The sequence below is a fragment of the Paenibacillus sp. MT124 genome (assembly GCF_058792755.1).
Genome location: NZ_CM179500.1, coordinates 287,346 through 307,932, shown reverse-complemented (window position 1 = coordinate 307,932; position 20,587 = coordinate 287,346). Strand labels below are relative to the sequence as shown.

The 20,587-nt window shown below is 48.9% G+C and carries 10 protein-coding genes, 6 tRNA genes and 3 rRNA genes; 1 reads left to right on the top strand and 18 read right to left on the bottom strand.

Annotated features, from left to right (window positions below; all coding sequences use genetic code 11):
• Positions 1 to 6 precede the first annotated feature (6 nt).
• From AC3RCI_RS01410 to AC3RCI_RS01330, 17 genes are all read right to left on the bottom strand, one after another.
• Positions 7 to 82: transfer RNA gene (locus AC3RCI_RS01410), tRNA-Thr, on the bottom strand.
• A 5-nt stretch (positions 83 to 87) separates the two neighbouring features.
• Positions 88 to 163: transfer RNA gene (locus AC3RCI_RS01405), tRNA-Val, on the bottom strand.
• Between the two features lie 124 nt (positions 164 to 287).
• Positions 288 to 359 (bottom strand) — tRNA-Glu (locus tag AC3RCI_RS01400).
• Between the two features lie 4 nt (positions 360 to 363).
• Positions 364 to 439 (bottom strand) — tRNA-Asn (locus AC3RCI_RS01395).
• Between the two features lies 1 nt (position 440).
• Positions 441 to 516, bottom strand: a tRNA-Ala gene (locus tag AC3RCI_RS01390).
• A gap of 88 nt (positions 517 to 604) precedes the next feature.
• Positions 605 to 681, bottom strand: a tRNA-Ile gene (locus AC3RCI_RS01385).
• Positions 682 to 720: 39 nt separating this feature from the next.
• Positions 721 to 837, bottom strand: a 5S ribosomal RNA gene (gene rrf / locus AC3RCI_RS01380).
• Positions 838 to 910: 73 nt separating this feature from the next.
• Positions 911 to 3,837, bottom strand: a 23S ribosomal RNA gene (locus tag AC3RCI_RS01375).
• Between the two features lie 308 nt (positions 3,838 to 4,145).
• Positions 4,146 to 5,697: ribosomal RNA gene (locus AC3RCI_RS01370) — 16S ribosomal RNA — on the bottom strand.
• The 16S, 23S and 5S rRNA genes sit together here with 6 tRNA genes alongside, the layout of an rRNA operon.
• A gap of 645 nt (positions 5,698 to 6,342) precedes the next feature.
• Positions 6,343 to 6,891 (bottom strand): GNAT family N-acetyltransferase, encoded by a 549-nt coding sequence (locus tag AC3RCI_RS01365; RefSeq protein ID WP_492527353.1) that lies wholly within the window; start codon positions 6,889 to 6,891, stop codon positions 6,343 to 6,345.
• Positions 6,892 to 6,912: 21 nt separating this feature from the next.
• Positions 6,913 to 8,517, bottom strand: a complete 1,605-nt coding sequence (locus AC3RCI_RS01360; protein WP_492527352.1) for a response regulator — start codon at positions 8,515 to 8,517, stop codon at positions 6,913 to 6,915.
• A complete protein-coding gene (locus AC3RCI_RS01355) occupies positions 8,514 to 10,397 on the bottom strand; it encodes a cache domain-containing sensor histidine kinase (RefSeq protein WP_492527351.1) in 1,884 nt (627 codons plus the stop codon). Before AC3RCI_RS01355 ends, AC3RCI_RS01360 begins: the two co-directional genes overlap by 4 nt.
• A 25-nt stretch (positions 10,398 to 10,422) precedes the next feature.
• The gene (locus AC3RCI_RS01350) at positions 10,423 to 11,271 is read right to left on the bottom strand and encodes a carbohydrate ABC transporter permease (protein WP_492527350.1); all 849 of its coding nucleotides are present in this window, start codon (positions 11,269 to 11,271) and stop codon (positions 10,423 to 10,425) included.
• The gene (locus tag AC3RCI_RS01345) at positions 11,268 to 12,179 is read right to left on the bottom strand and encodes a carbohydrate ABC transporter permease (protein WP_162010007.1); all 912 of its coding nucleotides are present in this window, start codon (positions 12,177 to 12,179) and stop codon (positions 11,268 to 11,270) included. Before AC3RCI_RS01345 ends, AC3RCI_RS01350 begins: the two co-directional genes overlap by 4 nt.
• A gap of 86 nt (positions 12,180 to 12,265) precedes the next feature.
• Entirely contained in the window at positions 12,266 to 13,600 is a 1,335-nt protein-coding gene (locus AC3RCI_RS01340; protein ID WP_492527349.1) for an ABC transporter substrate-binding protein, read from the bottom strand.
• Between the two features lie 197 nt (positions 13,601 to 13,797).
• Positions 13,798 to 16,134 carry a glycoside hydrolase family 88/105 protein gene (locus AC3RCI_RS01335; RefSeq protein ID WP_492527348.1) on the bottom strand — a complete coding sequence of 779 codons (2,337 nt, stop codon included), beginning with the start codon at positions 16,132 to 16,134 and terminating at the stop codon, positions 13,798 to 13,800.
• Positions 16,135 to 16,438: 304 nt separating this feature from the next.
• Complete coding sequence (locus tag AC3RCI_RS01330) at positions 16,439 to 18,361, bottom strand: S-layer homology domain-containing protein (protein WP_492527347.1); 1,923 nt, start codon at positions 18,359 to 18,361, stop codon at positions 16,439 to 16,441.
• A gap of 249 nt (positions 18,362 to 18,610) precedes the next feature.
• Here AC3RCI_RS01330 and AC3RCI_RS01325 point away from each other — a divergent pair, with 249 nt between their 5' ends.
• A complete protein-coding gene (locus AC3RCI_RS01325; RefSeq protein WP_336784185.1) occupies positions 18,611 to 19,438 on the top strand; it encodes a methyl-accepting chemotaxis protein in 828 nt (275 codons plus the stop codon).
• A 146-nt stretch (positions 19,439 to 19,584) separates the two neighbouring features.
• On the opposite strand, the gene AC3RCI_RS01320 is transcribed toward AC3RCI_RS01325, so the two are convergent.
• The gene (locus AC3RCI_RS01320; protein WP_492473509.1) at positions 19,585 to 20,403 is read right to left on the bottom strand and encodes an endonuclease/exonuclease/phosphatase family protein; all 819 of its coding nucleotides are present in this window, start codon (positions 20,401 to 20,403) and stop codon (positions 19,585 to 19,587) included.
• Positions 20,404 to 20,587: the final 184 nt, after the last annotated feature.

The window sequence follows — 20,587 nt, the reverse complement described above, 5'->3', positions numbered from 1 at the left end:
CATTAATGGTGCCGGCGAGAGGACTTGAACCCCCAACCTACTGATTACAAGTCAGTTGCTCTACCAGTTGAGCTACACCGGCGTATATGGTGGAGGCTGAGGGGCTCGAACCCCCGACCCTCTGCTTGTAAGGCAGATGCTCTCCCAGCTGAGCTAAGCCTCCATATCTATGACCCGTAGGGGATACTCTCACTTCGTTCGAGACTGCGTAGCAGTTGCTAACGAAGATAATCCTCCGACGAACCTTTGGGATTCTCATCCCCTTAATGCTTTAAAAAGTAATGCTATGACCCGTAGGGGATTCGAACCCCTGTTACCTCCGTGAAAGGGAGGTGTCTTAACCCCTTGACCAACGGGCCTTACTGGCTCCCCGAACAGGACTCGAACCTGTGACAACTCGATTAACAGTCGAGTGCTCTACCAACTGAGCTATCAGGGAATGGTGGAGCCAAGCGGGATCGAACCGCTGACCTCCTGCTTGCAAGGCAGGCGCTCTCCCAGCTGAGCTATGGCCCCATGTTTTTTTACCCCACAAAGTGAAGTGTAGCTTCGAGGTTTATTCCGATTACTTTCCGGGGACCTCGATAATTTCATAAAACTTGTATGGTGGGCCCTGGTGGACTCGAACCACCGACCTCACCCTTATCAGAGGTGCGCTCTAACCAACTGAGCTAAGGGCCCTTATCAAAAACTCGAAAAAAAATACCCCAGTGGGGTCTCGCTTGGCAGCGTCCTACTCTCCCAGGACCCTTCGGTCCAAGTACCATCGGCGCTAGAGGGCTTAACGGTCGTGTTCGGGATGGGTACGTGTGGAACCCCTCCGCCATCGCCACCAAACGATGCTGCTATACTCAGAGATCATTCTCTGAAAACTAGATCCGAAACGAAATTTGCGACTAAAACCTGCAATTTGGATAAGCCCTCGACCGATTAGTACTGGTCAGCTCCATGCATTACTGCACTTCCACCCCCAGCCTATCTACCTCGTCGTCTTCAAGGGGTCTTACATACTGGGAAATCTCATCTTGAGGGGGGCTTCACGCTTAGATGCTTTCAGCGCTTATCCCGTCCGTACATAGCTACCCAGCGGTGCTCCTGGCGGAACAACTGGTACACCAGCGGTACGTCCATCCCGGTCCTCTCGTACTAAGGACAGCTCCTCTCAAATTTCCTACGCCCACGACAGATAGGGACCGAACTGTCTCACGACGTTCTGAACCCAGCTCGCGTACCGCTTTAATGGGCGAACAGCCCAACCCTTGGGACCTACTTCAGCCCCAGGATGCGATGAGCCGACATCGAGGTGCCAAACCTCCCCGTCGATGTGGACTCTTGGGGGAGATAAGCCTGTTATCCCCAGGGTAGCTTTTATCCGTTGAGCGATGGCCCTTCCATGCGGTACCACCGGATCACTAAGCCCGACTTTCGTCCCTGCTCGACTTGTAGGTCTCGCAGTCAAGCTCCCTTATGCCTTTGCACTCTTCGAATGATTTCCAACCATTCTGAGGGAACCTTTGGGCGCCTCCGTTACTCTTTAGGAGGCGACCGCCCCAGTCAAACTGCCCACCTGACACTGTCCCCGTACCCGCTAAGGGCACCAGGTTAGAACCTAGATACGATCAGGGTGGTATCCCAACGGTGCCTCCACACAAGCTGGCGCTCATGCTTCAAAGGCTCCCACCTATCCTGTACAGATCGTACCCAAATTCAATATCAAGCTGCAGTAAAGCTCCATGGGGTCTTTCCGTCTTGTCGCGGGTAACCTGCATCTTCACAGGTATTAAAATTTCACCGGATCTCTCGTTGAGACAGCGCCCAAGTCGTTACGCCATTCGTGCGGGTCAGAATTTACCTGACAAGGAATTTCGCTACCTTAGGACCGTTATAGTTACGGCCGCCGTTTACTGGGGCTTCGGTTCACAGCTTCGGGATTACTCCCTAACCGCTCCCCTTAACCTTCCAGCACCGGGCAGGCGTCAGCCCGTATACTTCGCCTTACGGCTTCGCACAGACCTGTGTTTTTGCTAAACAGTCGCTTGGGCCTTTTCACTGCGGCCCCCTCGTGCTATTCACACTACCGGGGCACCCCTTCTCCCGAAGTTACGGGGTCATTTTGCCGAGTTCCTTAACGAGAGTTCTTCCGCGCGCCTTAGAATTCTCTTCTCGCCTACCTGTGTCGGTTTGCGGTACGGGCACCTTCATCTGGCTAGAGGCTTTTCTTGGCAGTGTGAGATCATGACCTTCGCTACTGTAATTTTCACTCCCCATCACAGCTCAGCCTTATGATGTGCGGATTTGCCTACACATCAGCCTTACTGCTTGGACAGGCATCCATCAGCCTGCGTCACTACCCTACTGCGTCCCCCCATCGCTCGTAACGATTTACGGTGGTACAGGAATTTCGACCTGTTGTCCTTCGACTACGCCTTTCGGCCTCGCCTTAGGTCCCGACTTACCCTGAGCGGACGAGCCTTCCTCAGGAACCCTTAGGCTTTCGGCGGATCAGATTCTCACTGATCTTTTCGTTACTCATACCGGCATTCTCACTTGTATAATGTCCAGCGCTCCTTACGGTACACCTTCAACCCTTATACAACGCTCCCCTACCCCTGATGCAAGCATCAAGCCATAGCTTCGGTGGTGTGTTTAGCCCCGTTACATTTTCGGCGCAGAGTCACTCGACCAGTGAGCTATTACGCACTCTTTCAATGGTGGCTGCTTCTAAGCCAACATCCTGGTTGTCTGTGCAACTCCACATCCTTTCCCACTTAACACACACTTGGGGACCTTAGCTGATGGTCTGGGCTGTTTCCCTTTTGACAATGGATCTTAGCACTCACTGTCTGACTCCCGGAAGTAAGTCTATGGCATTCGGAGTTTGACTGAGCTTGGTAACCCTTGCGGGCCCCGCACCCAATCAGTGCTCTACCTCCACGACTCTGTTTTCCGAGGCTAGCCCTAAAGCTATTTCGGGGAGAACCAGCTATCTCCGAGTTCGATTGGAATTTCTCCGCTACCCCCACCTCATCCCCGCACTTTTCAACGTGCGTGGGTTCGGGCCTCCAGTGCGTGTTACCGCACCTTCACCCTGGACAGGGGTAGATCACCCGGTTTCGGGTCTACGTCCACGTACTAACTCGCCCTATTCAGACTCGCTTTCGCTGCGGCTCCGGCTCTTCACCTTAACCTTGCACGGGAACGTAACTCGCCGGTTCATTCTACAAAAGGCACGCCATCACCCCTAAAATGGGCTCTGACTTCTTGTAAGCACACGGTTTCAGGTTCTATTTCACTCCCCTTCCGGGGTGCTTTTCACCTTTCCCTCACGGTACTGCTTCACTATCGGTCGCTAGGAAGTATTTAGCCTTGGCAGATGGTCCTGCCGGATTCATACGGGGTTTCACGTGCCCCGCACTACTCGGGATCCGTCTCGGAGGGAACAGACTTTCAATTACAGGGCTTTTACCTTCTTTGGCGGGCCTTTCCAGACCTCTTCGTTTAACCGGTTCCTTTGTAACTCCATGTGAGACGTCCCACAACCCCAGAGAGCAAGCTCTCTGGTTTGGGCTGTTCCGCGTTCGCTCGCCGCTACTGACGGAATCACTATTGTTTTCTCTTCCTCAAGGTACTTAGATGTTTCAGTTCCCCTGGTATGCCTCTACACAACCTATGTATTCAGTTATGAGTAACTGGATATTACCCCAGCTGGGTTTCCCCATTCGGACATCCCCGGATCAAAGCTTGCTTACAGCTCCCCGAGGCAGTATCGTTGTTCGCCACGTCCTTCATCGGCTCCTAGCGCCTAGGCATCCTCCGTGTGCTCTTAGTAGCTTAACCAATTCGCTCGTGTTCGAGCTGTCTCTTCCCTTGGTTTGCTTGCGCAAATCCAAAAGTCGTTCCATTCGATCACTCGCTCATACAGTATCACTATTTATTGAAACTTGTTTGTACACAAGTTCAGCTAAAAGGAATGTTCTAATTCGCAATTTTCGTTTCGATATCTAGTTTTCAAAGAACAAGCTCCATGCAAAAGCAAGCTGTTTTGAGAGTTTGAGCTCTCAAAACTGAGCAACGAGTGAGTAACTAGCCGACCTGGCTAGATTTTAGATTTGAATGTTTCCGCTACGGGAAACGATTCTCCATAGAAAGGAGGTGATCCAGCCGCACCTTCCGATACGGCTACCTTGTTACGACTTCACCCCAATCATCTATCCCACCTTCGGCGGCTGGCTCCTTGCGGTTACCCCACCGACTTCGGGTGTTATAAACTCTCGTGGTGTGACGGGCGGTGTGTACAAGACCCGGGAACGTATTCACCGCGGCATGCTGATCCGCGATTACTAGCAATTCCGACTTCATGCAGGCGAGTTGCAGCCTGCAATCCGAACTGAGACCGGCTTTTTAGGATTCGTTCCACCTCGCGGCTTCACTGCCCGTTGTACCGGCCATTGTAGTACGTGTGTAGCCCAGGTCATAAGGGGCATGATGATTTGACGTCATCCCCACCTTCCTCCGGTTTGTCACCGGCAGTCACCTTAGAGTGCCCACCCGAAGTGCTGGCAACTAAGATCAAGGGTTGCGCTCGTTGCGGGACTTAACCCAACATCTCACGACACGAGCTGACGACAACCATGCACCACCTGTCTCCTCTGTCCCGAAGGAAAGCCCTATCTCTAGGACGGTCAGAGGGATGTCAAGACCTGGTAAGGTTCTTCGCGTTGCTTCGAATTAAACCACATACTCCACTGCTTGTGCGGGTCCCCGTCAATTCCTTTGAGTTTCAGTCTTGCGACCGTACTCCCCAGGCGGAATGCTTAATGTGTTAACTTCGGCACCAAGGGTATCGAAACCCCTAACACCTAGCATTCATCGTTTACGGCGTGGACTACCAGGGTATCTAATCCTGTTTGCTCCCCACGCTTTCGCGCCTCAGCGTCAGTTACAGCCCAGAGAGTCGCCTTCGCCACTGGTGTTCCTCCACATCTCTACGCATTTCACCGCTACACGTGGAATTCCACTCTCCTCTTCTGCACTCAAGTCACCCAGTTTCCAGTGCGATCCGGGGTTGAGCCCCGGGATTAAACACCAGACTTAAATGACCGCCTGCGCGCGCTTTACGCCCAATAATTCCGGACAACGCTTGCCCCCTACGTATTACCGCGGCTGCTGGCACGTAGTTAGCCGGGGCTTTCTTCTCAGGTACCGTCACTCCTTGAGCAGTTACTCTCAAGGACGTTCTTCCCTGGCAACAGAGCTTTACGATCCGAAAACCTTCATCACTCACGCGGCATTGCTCCGTCAGGCTTTCGCCCATTGCGGAAGATTCCCTACTGCTGCCTCCCGTAGGAGTCTGGGCCGTGTCTCAGTCCCAGTGTGGCCGATCACCCTCTCAGGTCGGCTACGCATCGTCGCCTTGGTGAGCCGTTACCTCACCAACTAGCTAATGCGCCGCAGGCCCATCCTCAAGTGACAGATTGCTCCGTCTTTCCAGCTCCCTTCAGGCGAAGAAAGCACATATTCGGTATTAGCTACCGTTTCCGGTAGTTGTCCCAAACTTGAGGGCAGGTTGCCTACGTGTTACTCACCCGTCCGCCGCTAACCATCAGAGAAGCAAGCTTCTCATCAAGTCCGCTCGACTTGCATGTATTAGGCATGCCGCCAGCGTTCGTCCTGAGCCAGGATCAAACTCTCCAATAAAGTATTGAAAAGAGCGATTAGCTCATTTTGAATCTGACGAGATTAAAAATCTCATTTGTTGATCTTGCAAGCAAGATCATTTACTCACTCGTTGTTCAGTTTTCAAAGATCAAACTTCGTTTGCGTCCGAGTGTTTTTCTCTTCAGCAACTTTTATATCTTATCATGTCCGAACCAATTTGGCAAGCACTTTTTTGAAGTTTCTTTCGAAGCTTGTTAAGCTAGCTTACCGCACCGTGTTTCTCGTGTTTTCTTGGCCGGAATTAGAATATACCATGCTGAAAGAGTAATTACTACATGTAAAATATCCCAAATTCTAATATCGAAAAAAGAATAGATTTATACAGATACCTTGACCATTTTCCTGCAGTCATCAATGTACAGACTATATCTATACTTATCAGACAGAAGTCAACATCTATCCCAATCCATTCATTAGGTAGACATGTATTGTTACAGTAGAGGTAAGACTTACTTGTTTCTTTTCCGGAAGCATTTCTGGATTCGCTGTTGAAAGCATTCTGAATGCTTTGATACAACTTATATGATCTACTACAAATCACCTACTACGTTATATATTATCTATTAATAGTAGAAGCCGATGGTTAGATATCTGATTAGGTGGCCCAACCACTGCCAATCCCCCCTACTTGTTTCCGAATCTACCCATCACAATCGTATCGTAGTACTCCCCGTTCGCATGTCTGCGATCCTTTTTCAACACACCTTCAATTCCAAAACCCATTCTTTGATATAGCTCTATTGCTCTATCATTGGTTTCTAATACAGTCAGCGTCACTTTCTCAACACCGCTCCTGTCAGCCCAATGGAGTGACGATTCCAGCAGTTTATTTCCGATGCCATAGCCCCAGTAATTTCGAGCAACACACAAGCCAAACTCAACTCTATGGGAAAACCGCTTCAGGTCAGACCCCTCACATCTGGCGTACCCAACAATCTCATCCTGCACAGTAGCCACAAGAAACAAGTTTCGATCTTTCTCTGTGTCCAAACGGATAATATTCCTGAACCCCGCTGTATCGATATAAGCTTCGCCCTGCTCCCGGTCCATGTTCTCCGTTTCTCCATCGATCTGTACACGAAGCAAAGATAACGACTCTGCATCCCTCTCTTCTGCCGATCTAATCGAAAAAGCCATTCCTTTTATGATAAACTCCTGTGTATGAATCTTCATATCTACCCTTCCCTCTATCTCCTATCCAAATTCGGATGGACTTTTGCCCGTAAGCATTTTGAATACCTGACTAAAATACGTCGCGTTTCGGAACCCCGTCATCTCACTAACCTCGTAGACCATGTAATGACCAGATTGCAGCAGCTCTATCGCCTTTTGAATTCGATATCCGTTTAGATAACCCACGAAATTTTCCCCGGTTATCCTTTTGAATAGCTGGCTCAGATATTTTGGATGTACAAAAAGTCCCTTCGCTATAGCCTCAAAACTGATTTCTTCAGCATAATGCTGCTCCACATACTGTTTCACCTGATCGACAAGTTTATTGCTCTTTTTCTCCGTCATCTCTTTCCGTGTATGCTCGATCCATTCTCCAATAAATGCATCCATCCAGCATAGCAGATCCTGCAACGAATATTTGGTTTGAATATCCCTGAGAAACTCGCTCATGGCCATTGGCGGGCGTAACAAGGGATATTGTCTATTCCAACTGTGGATTAAGGTATTAAAAAGACTTACGGCTACCACCTGTACATCCTGAAGGCCAGTACACTTGCCAACCTTAAACATCTGGTGGATTAAAAGCCACGCCTCTTCTGCCAAATCAATCTTCATGTCTGCCCATGACTCGTTCCATTGCTGCAGCAGCATAGAATAATCATGTACACTCGTTTCCACTCTTTGGATGGAGTTATATAAATAGATTCGGCTTCCTCCCTCAAATTCCGCCATCTCAAGTGCTTCTCTGCTCTCCAAATAAGAGTCCATTACCCCGCACAGATGATTTTTGGTTGTTCCAATCCCAGCGCTCATCTCCATTTTGAGATACGTAAATACTTGCTCAATCATCCTTTCCACAAGGGAGTACATCTCATCAAGCAGCTCATCTCCGCCAAAAAGAAGCAGCACAAAAACCTGATCTGAATAATCCAGGATCTCTACCTGACTGTTCGGCAAGCGCACCGATTGTTCCTTGATCGTTTCCTGAATAATATCAGCCGCCCCGTAGCGGAGCAGTTGCCAGTCACGCTCTTTCATCTTCGTCAGAAATCCGGGGCGATTCAGCTGCAGACTTATTGCGCTTACCTGCGCAGACAAGGGAATGCCCACGTAAGCCATACGTTCGCTAGGCAGCTCATTGGCCTGATAACGTGTGGTCAGGAGTTCATGCAGAAACTGTTTGCGCAAGTAGGGAACTACCTTCCCGATCTCCTGCTTGTATGTCCGCTCCAGCCGCTCATGCCGCTCTCGCACCTCCTGTTCCAGCAGAACTTCACGCAGCACAGATTCAATCTCTTCCACCTCTGCCGGTTTCAGCAGAAAATGATTCACTCCCCACCGCATGGCGGCCCGAGCATTCTCGAATTCGTCGTATCCACTTAAAATAATAATCGGTAGATGAGGATAATTGCGGCGAAGTGCCTGTGTTACCTCCAACCCTGTCATCCCTGGCATGTAAACATCGGTCATGATCAGATCAGGGCGCAGCCGCTCGAATTGTTCAAGCGCATCTACACCGTTGGAAGCTGTGCCTGCAATTCTCAGACCCAGAGAAGGCCACTCAATATGTTCGGTTAAAGCCTTAATCATATGTGGATCGTCATCTACAAGCATGATGGTTTTCATATGTTTTCACCGTCCAGCCAGAGATTTAACTGCTCTTCCGTCTCAATACGCGGTAGTGAGATCGTTACTTGCACACCACCCGAGCTACCTGTACGTAAATGAACGCCATATCCCTTGCCACAATATAACTGAATGCGCTGATGTACATTTCTTACACCGATACCTGATGAACTTTCCAGCCCCCACTCTTCTGGTAAACCTTGACCATTATCCATAATCTGAATAACGACCCTGGATGGATCCTCAGTCTCTTCCCATATTTCCACACGGATTTGAAGTGTCTCATCTTTGGGATTTGCATGTATGACGGCATTTTCAATAAAAGGCTGCAAAATAATTTTGGGGATGTAACAGCTCCGGACACGCGGATCGATCTGTTCTGCATATTGAATGGAGAAAGGCAATCTTTCGGCCTGAATGCTGACATAACAACGTGCATGCTCCAGCTCATCACGAATTTTAATGAACATTTTACCTCCACTAAGGCCAATGCGTAAAAGTTTGCTGAGCTGAACAATCATGCGGCTAATATCTTTGGCTTCATAATCAAGCGCACGCCAGTGGATCATATCCAGTGTATTGTAGAGAAAGTGAGGTTTGATCTGTGCCTCCAGCAGACTTGTCTGGGCCTCTCGCTTGGCGCGGCTCTCCTCCTTCACCTGGTTCATCAATTCCGTCAGTCTGGAAGCCATATGATTGAAGCCATAAGCCAGATGAGCATACTCCTGGGTAAACGAGAGCTGTACCCTGGTTTCAAAGTCACCCTTCTCAAGCTGTCTCATTCGCTTAATCAGCTGACGAAGGGGCCGGATAATGCGCCGGACAAACAAATACGCGAATACGGCTGAACATACCAGTCCGACCACAGCAATACCAAGCACCTGCCATCCGGCATACCTGACCGGAGATAGCAGTGTATGTACAGGAATCGTCTGTACCAAACGCCACTGAAGTGTAGCGGGCTTGGAATACAGCACGAGCTGCGCACCGCCACCATCGCCTGATACCACCTCAAATCCATCTTCATTCTGCTGGGCATGCTCTTGAATCCATTCACTGTCCACGACCGGTAGCGTACCCCGAGCGGCTGCATCCACTGGCAGATGCGAGTCAGCGACAACTGCATCTTCATGACCACTGGAACGTTGGTCATAAGCCCTTACCGGATCTGCTTCACCCATCTGCATAATGACGTTACCGGCCGTGTCCACGAGCAGCACCTGTCCATCCAATACCATGGGCATGTCTGCAAATCGGCGTACAATATCGGCACGACTCAAACGGATGAGGACATAGGCCGCCGTACTGCCACGACTGTCGAAGATCCGCTGGGCATAACCAACGAGGGAATGTCCTGATTCATTTTCCCGCAGAGGTACCCAGGCTGCATCTGCATGTTCCAGAGCTGTGAACCATGCGTCCCCTGCAATCGTATCTACTGGAAAGATCCGGTCAGCCATCGTGACGTTAACCCCATTAAACGCATCCGTATACAATTCAACGGAGGTGATGCCTTCACTAACAACAAGCGTATGGTCCAGTATTTTGGCTAACTCCCGTCTTTGGTGAATTTGTGTAAGCCTCCCTGTTCCTGCCGTCTCCAGCAAACTTGAGAGCTCTCTGTTGCTCGCCAGCGAATAGGCGGTTCCTGTCACTCCAGTAATAAAATCAAAACCGCGCCGGGTGCTCTCGTTAAGGAGTGCAAGCCGTGCTTTGCTAATCTCGGTAAAAGTTACGGTAGAAAAAGACTGATACGCCAGCCAGACGATGCCCGATACAAGCAGCAGGTTAAACGCAATAAAGCAAGTCACCATCAGCGTGGTGAGCTTGCTTTGCTGCAGTTTGTGATTGATAAACAGGGATAATCTTCGTTTCCCCATGAAACCAACTCATTTCGTTTGAAAATTACCCTTTGAGCCCGGAGGTCGCGATCCCTTCCACGAAGTACTTTTGGCAGACCATAAATACGATGAAACAAGGCACGAGCGATAACACCGACATGGCAAACATCGGACCCCAATCCGATTGGGAGCTGGAATCCAGGAACAAGCGCAGCCCCAGCGGTACTGTGTATTTGCTGACATCACTCAGATAGATCAGTTGACTGAAAAAATCATCCCATGTCCACAAAAAGGTAAAGATCATCGTGGTCACCAGCGCCGGAAAGGCCAGCGGAATAATGACCTTCGTGTATATGCGGACGGGTCCACAGCCATCAATGGTTGCCGCCTCATCCAGCTCTTTGGGCAGACCGCGGAAGAATTGAACCATCAGGAAAATAAAGAAGGCATCCGTGGCGAGCCATTTGGGCACCACCAGAGGCAGGTACGTATTCACCCATTCCAAATGGTTGAACAGGATATACTGCGGGATCAGCGTCACATGATGTGGCAGCATGATCGTCATTAACATCAGACCGAAGCAGACTGCCTTGAAACGAAAATCGAGTCTTGCAAAGGCATACGCCGCCATTGAGCAAGAGACCACATTGCCCAGCACCGCACCCAGTGACAGAACAATGGAGTTGGTCAGGAAACGGGAGAACGGGTTACCCTGGATTCCCGTCCAGCCGTTCATGTAATTTTGAAAGTTCCATTCCTGCGGCCAGAACCACGTCTCCGTGAAGATCATATGTCCCGGCTTGAACGAACTGCCCAGCATCCAGAGCACTGGATACAGCATGACGAGGGCAATTCCTGAAATCAAAATATGTTTCGCCATGACCCAAACAGCAGAATTCCGTTGTCCAATCATGATTTCCCACCATCCTCATAATGGACCCACAGCTTGCTGCTGCGGAATACCAGCAATGTAAACACGCCGATCAGGATTACCAGCACCCAGGCCATCGCCGATGCATAACCCATCTGAAAGAAGGAGAATCCCTTCTTATAGAGATATAGGGAATACATCAATGTTGAATTTACAGGACCCCCGCTTCCATTGCTGATGACGAAGGCTTGCGTGAACGATTGAAAGGAGGTGATCAGCTGCATGACCAGATTGAAAAAGATAACCGGCGATAATATCGGCAGCGTTATATTGAAGAAACGCCGGAGCGGACCAGCACCGTCTACCGCAGAAGCTTCGTCATATTCAGGTGGAATTTGCTTCAGGCCTGCCAGGAAAATAATCATGGATGATCCGAACTGCCATACGGATAACAGCACGATGGAATACAGCGCATATTTCGGATTAGCCACCCAATCCGGTGCCTTGATCCCCACCATGGCAAGCACGCCATTGAGCAGGCCGTCGCCACCCAGCATTTTGCGCCATAACATGGCGATGGCCACACTGCCTCCAAGCAAGGTGGGGATGTAATATACGGTCCGGTAAATACCCAGCCCGCGAATTCCTTTGTTAAGCAGCATCGCGACAAGCAAGGCAAAGATCAATTTAACCGGAACGGACACAGCAACATACGTAAAGGTCACCTTCAGCGACTGGATAAACAGCTTATCCGATGTAAACATGGTCGTGTAGTTACCCAGACCGACCCAGGAAGGGGCGGCCAGGATACTGTAGTCTGTAAACGAAATGTATAATGAAACCAACATTGGGCCTAGGGTCAGAAACAATAACCCAACCAGCCATGGGGCCAGAAACAGAAGTGCTGCTCCACTATGGGCATACCTCCGTTTCACCCGCCGGGCTGTCATACGCTCGGTTCGGGCTTGACCGATCTGTGTTGTACTCATCTTCGCAACCTCCCCGCGGAATTTGAAGTCCGGATCTGTTCAAGGCTCTATTGACTCGATGCAAGTGTTGCCTTGGCGCCTTCAATGAATTGGGCAATCACATCCGATGTGCTGCCTTGACCAAAGGCGATCTGCTCACTTGCACTCTTGAAGCTGGTATCCACTTCGGAAAATCCCTGCGGGTAAGGCGGATCAATTTCACTGGAGTTTTTGGATACGACGTCGATAAACTGGAAGATAGCTTGCTCCGCTTCAGGCAGCGTAGGTTGCATTTTCTCACGAATGCTGGAGTTGACGGGTACTCCCCGCTCGGAGCCGAGAATGGCAGTTGCCTCCGGATCGTTCACCATGAAGTCAATAAACATGGCCACTTCCTTCGGATGTTTGGTTTTGGCGTAACCCGACAGGAACTGGCCTGCTTTCAGGTATTCACCGATTTGTTTTTCGTTCTCGCCATGCGGGAGCACTTGTATGCCAAGCTTGTGATCCTGGTTTTTGTTCACCTGCTGGAACGTTAATAATTGGTTGGACCATGCAAAATCCATCGCGGCCGTACCCAGCGAGATCGGACGTGTCTCCAATGCGTTGGTTGTGGACGCCGTCACTTCGGCAGGGGTAACGCCCCCATTCTCGCGAAGGGCTCCCCACATGTCAAACCACTGCTGAAGCTCCTCATGGGTTGCCGCCATCGTCCCACCTTCGAATAGTCCCTTGCCTGTTTGACGAATAAACACCTCAAACATGTTGGTCGTTCCCGATACATCCGCTGATCCGTAGAAACCTTCACCCTTTTCTGCAGCAATCTTGGCTGCAATATCGCTAAAGTCCTTCCATGTCCAGCTCTCCTGAGGCTCTTCAATTCCAAGTTCCTTAAACAGAGTCGCGTCGTAAATGACTCCGGGTGCATTTACGCCTAACGTAATTGCGTATAATTTATCATCAATCGATCCGGCTTTGAGCATGCTCGCGTCATGATCATCTGTACGGAGTTCTTTACTCTCGCTGTATGGGGTCAGGTCGAGAAGTGCACCACGCCGGGCAAAGTCGGTAAGAAAAGCGTAATCCATCTGTACAATATCCGGTGCATTCGAACCGGCTACCTGCGTGGTCAGCTTATCAAAATATCCATCCCATCCGGAGTATTCCGGTTTGATCGTAATACCGGGGTGTTTCTCTTCAAACAATTTGATCACTTTGGTCGTCAGATCATGGCGAGTCTGTGATCCCCACCAGGTCATGCGCAGCTGAATGCTGCCCGAGGCAGCTTCCTCACTTTCCTCACCAGATGCAGCAGTAGACCCGGAAGATGCTCCGGAACAGGCTGTAGCCAATAACAACAGGGACATGCAGAACAGGGTTACCCATTTTTTAGTGATCAACATGAATGAATTTTCTCCCCTTTTATTATGGAATCGCTTACAAAACTATTGTAACGGCGTATTACCGCTCATGACATAAACAAAAGTAAGCTTTCCTGTCAAAAAAGTAAGGGGTTAGGGAGTAAAAACCACCGGAGTAAATTCTCCGGCGGTTTGTCATGTCACGAATGCATCATCTCCATGGGAGACCTCATCTTCTCTCACATTGAGGGTTGCGTCACTGTTGCAGGTGGTGTGGTCTGCCTAGCCAAGTGCTCTTTCATTTTCGCCACTTCGGTACCTGCCAGCATCATAATGCCAATACCATGGTTATCATTCGTTACAGTCAGCAGATCCTTATCGTAGTATTCCGCCGTAAAAGCATATCTGGACCCACTGCATACCCCGTGTACATTGCCTTGGCGGTCGATAGCTGTCCGGGTCAATCCACTCCATGCCCGCTCTGAAGCTTCAATATAACGCTCTGGCTGCTCCAACCAGCCGAAGCGAACGCCCCGCGCAAACCCATATGCAAACATGGCGGTACAGGAAGCTTCCTGGTACGTGTTTGCATCATTCAGCACCTGATGCCATAATCCTCCCTCTCCCTGCAAAGCTGCATAACCATCACACAACTCATTAAAGAACCGGATTAATGCCGGGCGATCGGGGTGCTCTACAGGCAAAGCCTCCAATACTTCGGTCAGGGAAAACAGTGTCCATCCGTTCCCACGCCCCCACGGAATATGAGTTGCTTGTTCATATTTGAAATCATATACATGAGACATCATTTTGAACTCAGGCATAAACAGATATTTGCGATAAAGTATAAATTGTCTGGCTGCCTCGTCCAGCGCTGATTGCTCCCCTGTCAGACGAGCATACCGAACCAGAAACGGGGTACTCATGTAAAGATCATCTGCCCACATGGTATTCTCGGCAAATTCCCCAATACACTCACGGTAAAACGCACCGTCTTCCTGCCGCTCCAACCGGAAGAGCATGAAATCAGCAATACGCTCGGCAATCGTTACAAAAGTGGGGTCCTGGCATTCCGAGTACGCCTCAAGCATGGCTGAACCAAAAGAGCCGCAGTTATCCAGCATTTTCATCATGACCAGCTGCTGGTTAACCGCCGGGAAGCCGTATTGTTCCCGATCCCATAGCGAGTAATCATACATTCGGGTGCATGCCTGCACATGTTCTGCTGCATAACGAATGATATCGGGTCGATCCAGATAACGCCCAGTTTGCAGTAGTCCATAAACCGTTACACCCAGCGGATAATCCCAGCGGCCGTAATTGGTCACACTGCCAACCGTCCACTTATTGCTAAGCATTGCATTTTCATAATACGGGCGAATCCATGCATCTGGCTGATCCAGCTGCCAATACGTATGCTCCGCATGTTTGTTTGGGTTATCGACTTCATAGCTGCCCGGCGAAACATTTATCCTGTACACACGGTCTGTCCGCAATAAATCTTGCACTTCCGGCTCCATTCCAGCTTGGAAAGGACCAACATACATCCACTTCTCCCCTGAAGCTCCATGCACATGTTTGGGCAGTTCCAATTCAAGCGGCTTCCCGTTCACGGCTGCGTTCAAAGTGAAACTCCATGGCCCGGTAATCGCGCTGCATTCGCTGCATACTAATAGATCGTTCTGACCATATGATGCCTGTATTTCAGACTCGAATGATCCTGCTTTCTGTAACTGTACAGCTGGCTTCCCATTTACCCATATCGTTAGCGGTCCGGAAGAATGGCCGGATAAACTTATAAGGCTTCCCACCGAGTCCCTATTGTTTATTCGCGTCCAAGCGTAGGCCCGCTGTCCAGGAACATGTCCATATAATCGCTCCAATGTCGGTCTGGCCTGCTGTTCAATGGACCACTCCCTATTCGGAAACCACTCAAATATATCATCCTGTTCCCGTCCAAACAGGTTCCAATTAGGTTCAATATTTCCGTATGGGGATGAAGTACTGAATGCGCGGGCAGCTTCTTCCTGATCAACAGGCTTCGTGTAAATCCATCCAGCTTGTCCCTGACGTTCCTGAAAAGGCGCAAGCACATTCAAAATGCGCACTTTCCCTTCATCCGAACCAAACTGGCATCCAAAACCGGCAGGGGTATATTTCATTTCAAGCAATAACGTATTCCAGCCGGGCTTGATGTCGATCCCCAATTTTACCGTGGCGTCCGGATTAATCTCGTCCATTACCGTTGAGCGATACACCAGCTGATCATTAAAATAGAAACGAACAGGCCCGTAGCAGCGAATAAGCACATCCAGGTTTCGAGTCTCATCTCCCCATACCAGGGCTGCGGCATAGGCTACTTGTCCTTTGTGGGTATCCGTGAATCGTTCACTCAGATTGAAATCATATAACCCCTTCTCATTCTGCAGAATACCCGACTTCTGGAACACCCGATATACAAAGTCAGCTTGCGCGTTGGCACCGATATACCTCTCAGCCAGCACCTTCAATATCTGATCCTGATCCTCTCCAAAACGGTAGTACATACTCTGCGGTTCATCAAAATACGTTGTCATGGATTGCCACAGTCCTCTCCGGATGGAATAAACACACTCTCTTCAAACGTAATTGTCCAAGTATACAATTGGGGTATAGCGCTTAACCTTGGTGAGAAAATCCCTTGTACCACAGCAATTGGAGCGTAAGCTTATGACTCCAAGCTTATTGCAAACAGCCGAATAATATCCCCAGTATAACTGACAGGTTTGTTGGTTGGCTACAGAAATTTGTTTGCGCTTTCATAATTCTAAATTTTGATCCTCCCCTTCTTTTCCCCAGTAAAAAAACCGGACCACAAGGTTGTGGCCCGGACAGATGCAATCATCCGAAAATGGTAAAGTTAATAATTAGTCTATCTTCTGCATATTCAGATTTGGACAGTCCGTTCCCATCCGCATCCACACGAATAAACATATCATACTGTTTTCTTACGTCATTCATTTTGTTCCCCAATTTCAAAGTGACAATGGTGCCTGTTCCTGAATTTAATTTGTCAAGTTTAAGCGTATGCCCATCATTACTGATCTGACTGTCATCGATGCTGTAAGGAACGCCATTTATAACGTAGGAATCATCCACACTAAACTTAAATGCATCGGTTGAATATTCAATCGTACCATCTACAAACTCTTCTCCAAGACTATAATCCAAGGTAAAAGGAAAATTCTGATATTCTGTTTGGAGATATTTCGTTTTATCTTCTTTCCCATCAAACCCAAAATGGCTTGATGCAGCAGTAGGAATATCTACAGGAGCCTCCCCTTTGACAAGCGTAAATGCAAACACATGTGCATTATCTTTAGACGATTCGTTACCAGCCTGATCCTTGGCAGTAATCACATATCTATAGTCTCCTGGTGGAAGGTCAAGCAAAATGGTCGGAGGAAGTGAACCGTCAGCCTGACTAGTACCAAGTAGAAGAGGACTTGCAAGTTCTTCTTGGTCCACGATATCGTTATTATTATCATCAGACCATTTGTAGAAAGCCACAATGGCATTCTCTTCACCAATGGCCCCTGGCTCACCCTGAATTTGATCAAACGTACCACTGTAGTTATCAATAACTTTAAATTTGCTAATGTCCACAGTCGGGGCCTCAACGTCCAGTACCGGCTGCTCATTATGGACCAGCTTGATCTTCAACAAACTCGCCACGTCCCGGGCAGTTTCGTTGCCTGCCTTATCCGTAGCAGTCATAATAAACCGATATATTCCTGCTGGATAATCCCCAATATCTCCCGCTGCGAATGATCCATCACTCAAGCTCTCGCCAAGCACAATGGCTGAGTTCAGCTCGTTACTGTCCACTTTTCCATCTTCGTTGAGATCTTTCCACGGATATGCCTTAACGACAGCTCCCGCTTCGCTTACTGCTCCTGCCTCTCCCCAAAGCTGATCTTGTGTTCCGCTGTAGTTATCGTTAAAGAAAATCTGGTTCACATTCACTGATGGTGCCGTTATGTCAGAAGGTACCGAGGGGATGGTGCCTCCGCCGCTACTGCCACCTGTTGATGAACCCCCACTGTTCGTGGTTGTCGATGGAGCTGGGGCAGGTGCTGGTTCTGATTCCGGCTCAGTTTCCGGTACTGGCGTTGGTTCAGGTTGGGTAGTTAGCTTTTCCTCTATTGTCTGCAGAAAACGGGAAGCGGTCAGCGCTACCGCCTGACGATCTGCCTGTAGCACTGGATTGAACATGTTATTTCTGTCGCCCACAATGAAGCCGGCTTCCTGGGCAGCGCCGACTGCATCCTTGGCGTAATCCGATATGCTGCTGCTATCCTTGAACGTTAATGAAGCGGCTTTGCCCGTTACGTCCGTCCCCATCGCTCTCATCAGGGTAACCACCATATCCTGTCTCGATAACGTCTGACCACTGCCGAATTTCCCGTTACCCAAGCCGTTCAATAATCCTGCTTGATACACAGCTTCAATTGAAGCGTAAGCATAGCTATTGGCAGGCACATCCGAAAAAGTCGGACTGGAAGGTACATTAGATATATCCAGTTTCAATGCTTTGGCTATGATTATGGCAAAATCCTGTCTTTTGATTTGACCGGCCGGATTGAAGCGACCATCGCTGATTCCGGTAATGATCCCTTCATTTTGCAGCCTTACAATCGCGTCCTTGGCGTATGATCCTTCAATATCCGTAAATACAGCTGCCCCATTGGCCTGTGTGTTCCACAAAGGTGTTGTTAACAACGAAGCTGCAAGCAGCGAACAGATAAAATGATGTCTTTTCAAGAAAAGCTCCCCCAATCCAAAATATACAAGTGTCATTCAGGTGTGGATACTACAGATGGAATTCAACTTCAATCAATAAATATAGGCATATCGCGTCCTGCACATTATATAAGGAAGCTCTGAACCAATTCTGAACAATTCGTCTTATATCGACAAAATTAGAGAATCGGTTTAAAAATGGGAATGACCTGCCGATAAAGGTATTAGATTGGAAATTCCACTTTTTGTATGGGAAAGGAAAGATGAGCCTTGAGTATCCTTGAATCTTTGGTAAATGCTATGCCTTTTGTAAGACAGATGTTTCGTGACGATGTTTCCATATCCATTAATGATCATGAGAAAGTGTTATATTTTTCCGAGGCCAACGGGCTGGAGATTGGAGTTAAAGTAGGGGACGAGCTGCACGAAGACTATAAGGATTTCAAAATGCTGACGAACCGGGATTCCCGTACCGTGGCAAGAATGCCAGGCGATCTGCAAGGCAGACCTTTTGACGCCATACTCATTCCTATTAAAGAGAACGATCAGGTTGTTGGCATATTGGGCGTAAACTACGCGCTGGATAACCATATCACCCTTGAGAAGCTAATCAGTGAAAATGAAGCAACCATTAACGCCCTGCTTGGTGGCATTCAGCAGATTGCAGCCCATTCGGAGGAACTATCCGCGACCTCGGAAGAGATCTTGCGCAACTCCAAACAGGCTGCAGAGAATTCAGTCAGTGTGACCAAGGTAACCAATGTAATCCGGGAAGTATCTGAACAAACCAATCTGCTTGGCCTGAACGCCATGATCGAAGCCGCTCGCGTCGGCGATCTGGGAAGTGGGTTCGGTGTCGTTGCCAGTGAAGTTCGCAAGCTATCGGATCACACCAAACAAGCAGCTGCAGATATCGAAACTTCACTAGGCAGCGTTCAGGATTCAATGAAGCATATGGAGCTGGAGATTGGGCAGATTACATCCGCAACCGTGGATCAGGCGCAGTTGGTCAGTGAGTTTATGCAAAGTATCGAGCAGCTCAGCGAAACCAGTGCGAATCTGAAAAAATTCGTGACCGAGATGCTGGCCTTGGAGTAGAAATAGCAAGATAATAGAACGGACAAATAGACAAATGCAATAATATGTACATATGCATTCAACAAAAGAAGCCCCCGGCTGATTTCCTTGTGCAGGAATCCAGCGGAGGCTTTTCATTTTTGCAACAGGATAACCAGAATCATTCGCTAAATTTCCACAGCCACCCCGTAGTGGTCAGATACAACCGGGCCATTCTTGCCGTTAAGCACGACAGTAGAAGTTTTCGCCTGGACCGGATGTTTGGAGAAGATGTAATCAATCCGAAGATCGCGTTTGTTGTCAGCCCATCCGGCAATGGCTTTGACTACCGTTGCTCCATCATCTTTTTGTTCGGCAGTGGTGTAAAGGTCATTCCAGCCTTGGCTGATGATGTGATCGTAGCCTTCCCCGCGCACTTCCGCAACATTATTGAAATCTCCCATAATAAACAGCGGATGATTCAGATATGGAGCAAGTTTGCTCTCCGTTAATTCCCACTGTCCCTTGAATGGTTCCTGTTCATCATCCCACCAGTTATAGTGTCCGTTCACAAACCACGTGGCCTCACCATCAACGGCCGTCTGTATACCCACAATTTTGCGCGTCCGGTAGTTGCTATAATCGCGCATGTGAGATACATATTCTTCAAAAGAAGCTGTAATCGGCGTACGGCTCAGGATCGCCAGACCCTCATCGTATTTGCTGAATCCGATATGCGTGGGAACCCATGTCCAGTAATAGGTATCAGTCAGCTGCGTCAGCAAGACATGCGCGTAATTGTCTTTTTTGATCACGGCATCCGGATCGGTTGAGATAAAATGCTGCAAGTGTTCTGCAGACAATGCCGTCTCTTCTATGGATTGATTGACCTCCTGCATGGAGATTACATCAAACTGATGTGTATTAATAAAGTCAGCCAGCTGGCTGATCTTGTTCAACTGGTCTTCTTCCGCCCAGGCGTGTGTATTTAACGTAAGTATTTTCATATATGCTCTCTCCTGTTGATTAAAATTGACCACTTCAAGGCCTGTATCTTTCCTGAAAGGAATACATACGCTAAGCATACACAATATGGAGCAATAACGCATGCAGGTGTGTAAATCCACCCCTGCTGTTTCCATTTATAATGATCAAAAAGTCTACTACAAGTTCTCTCAATCCATGCACGTG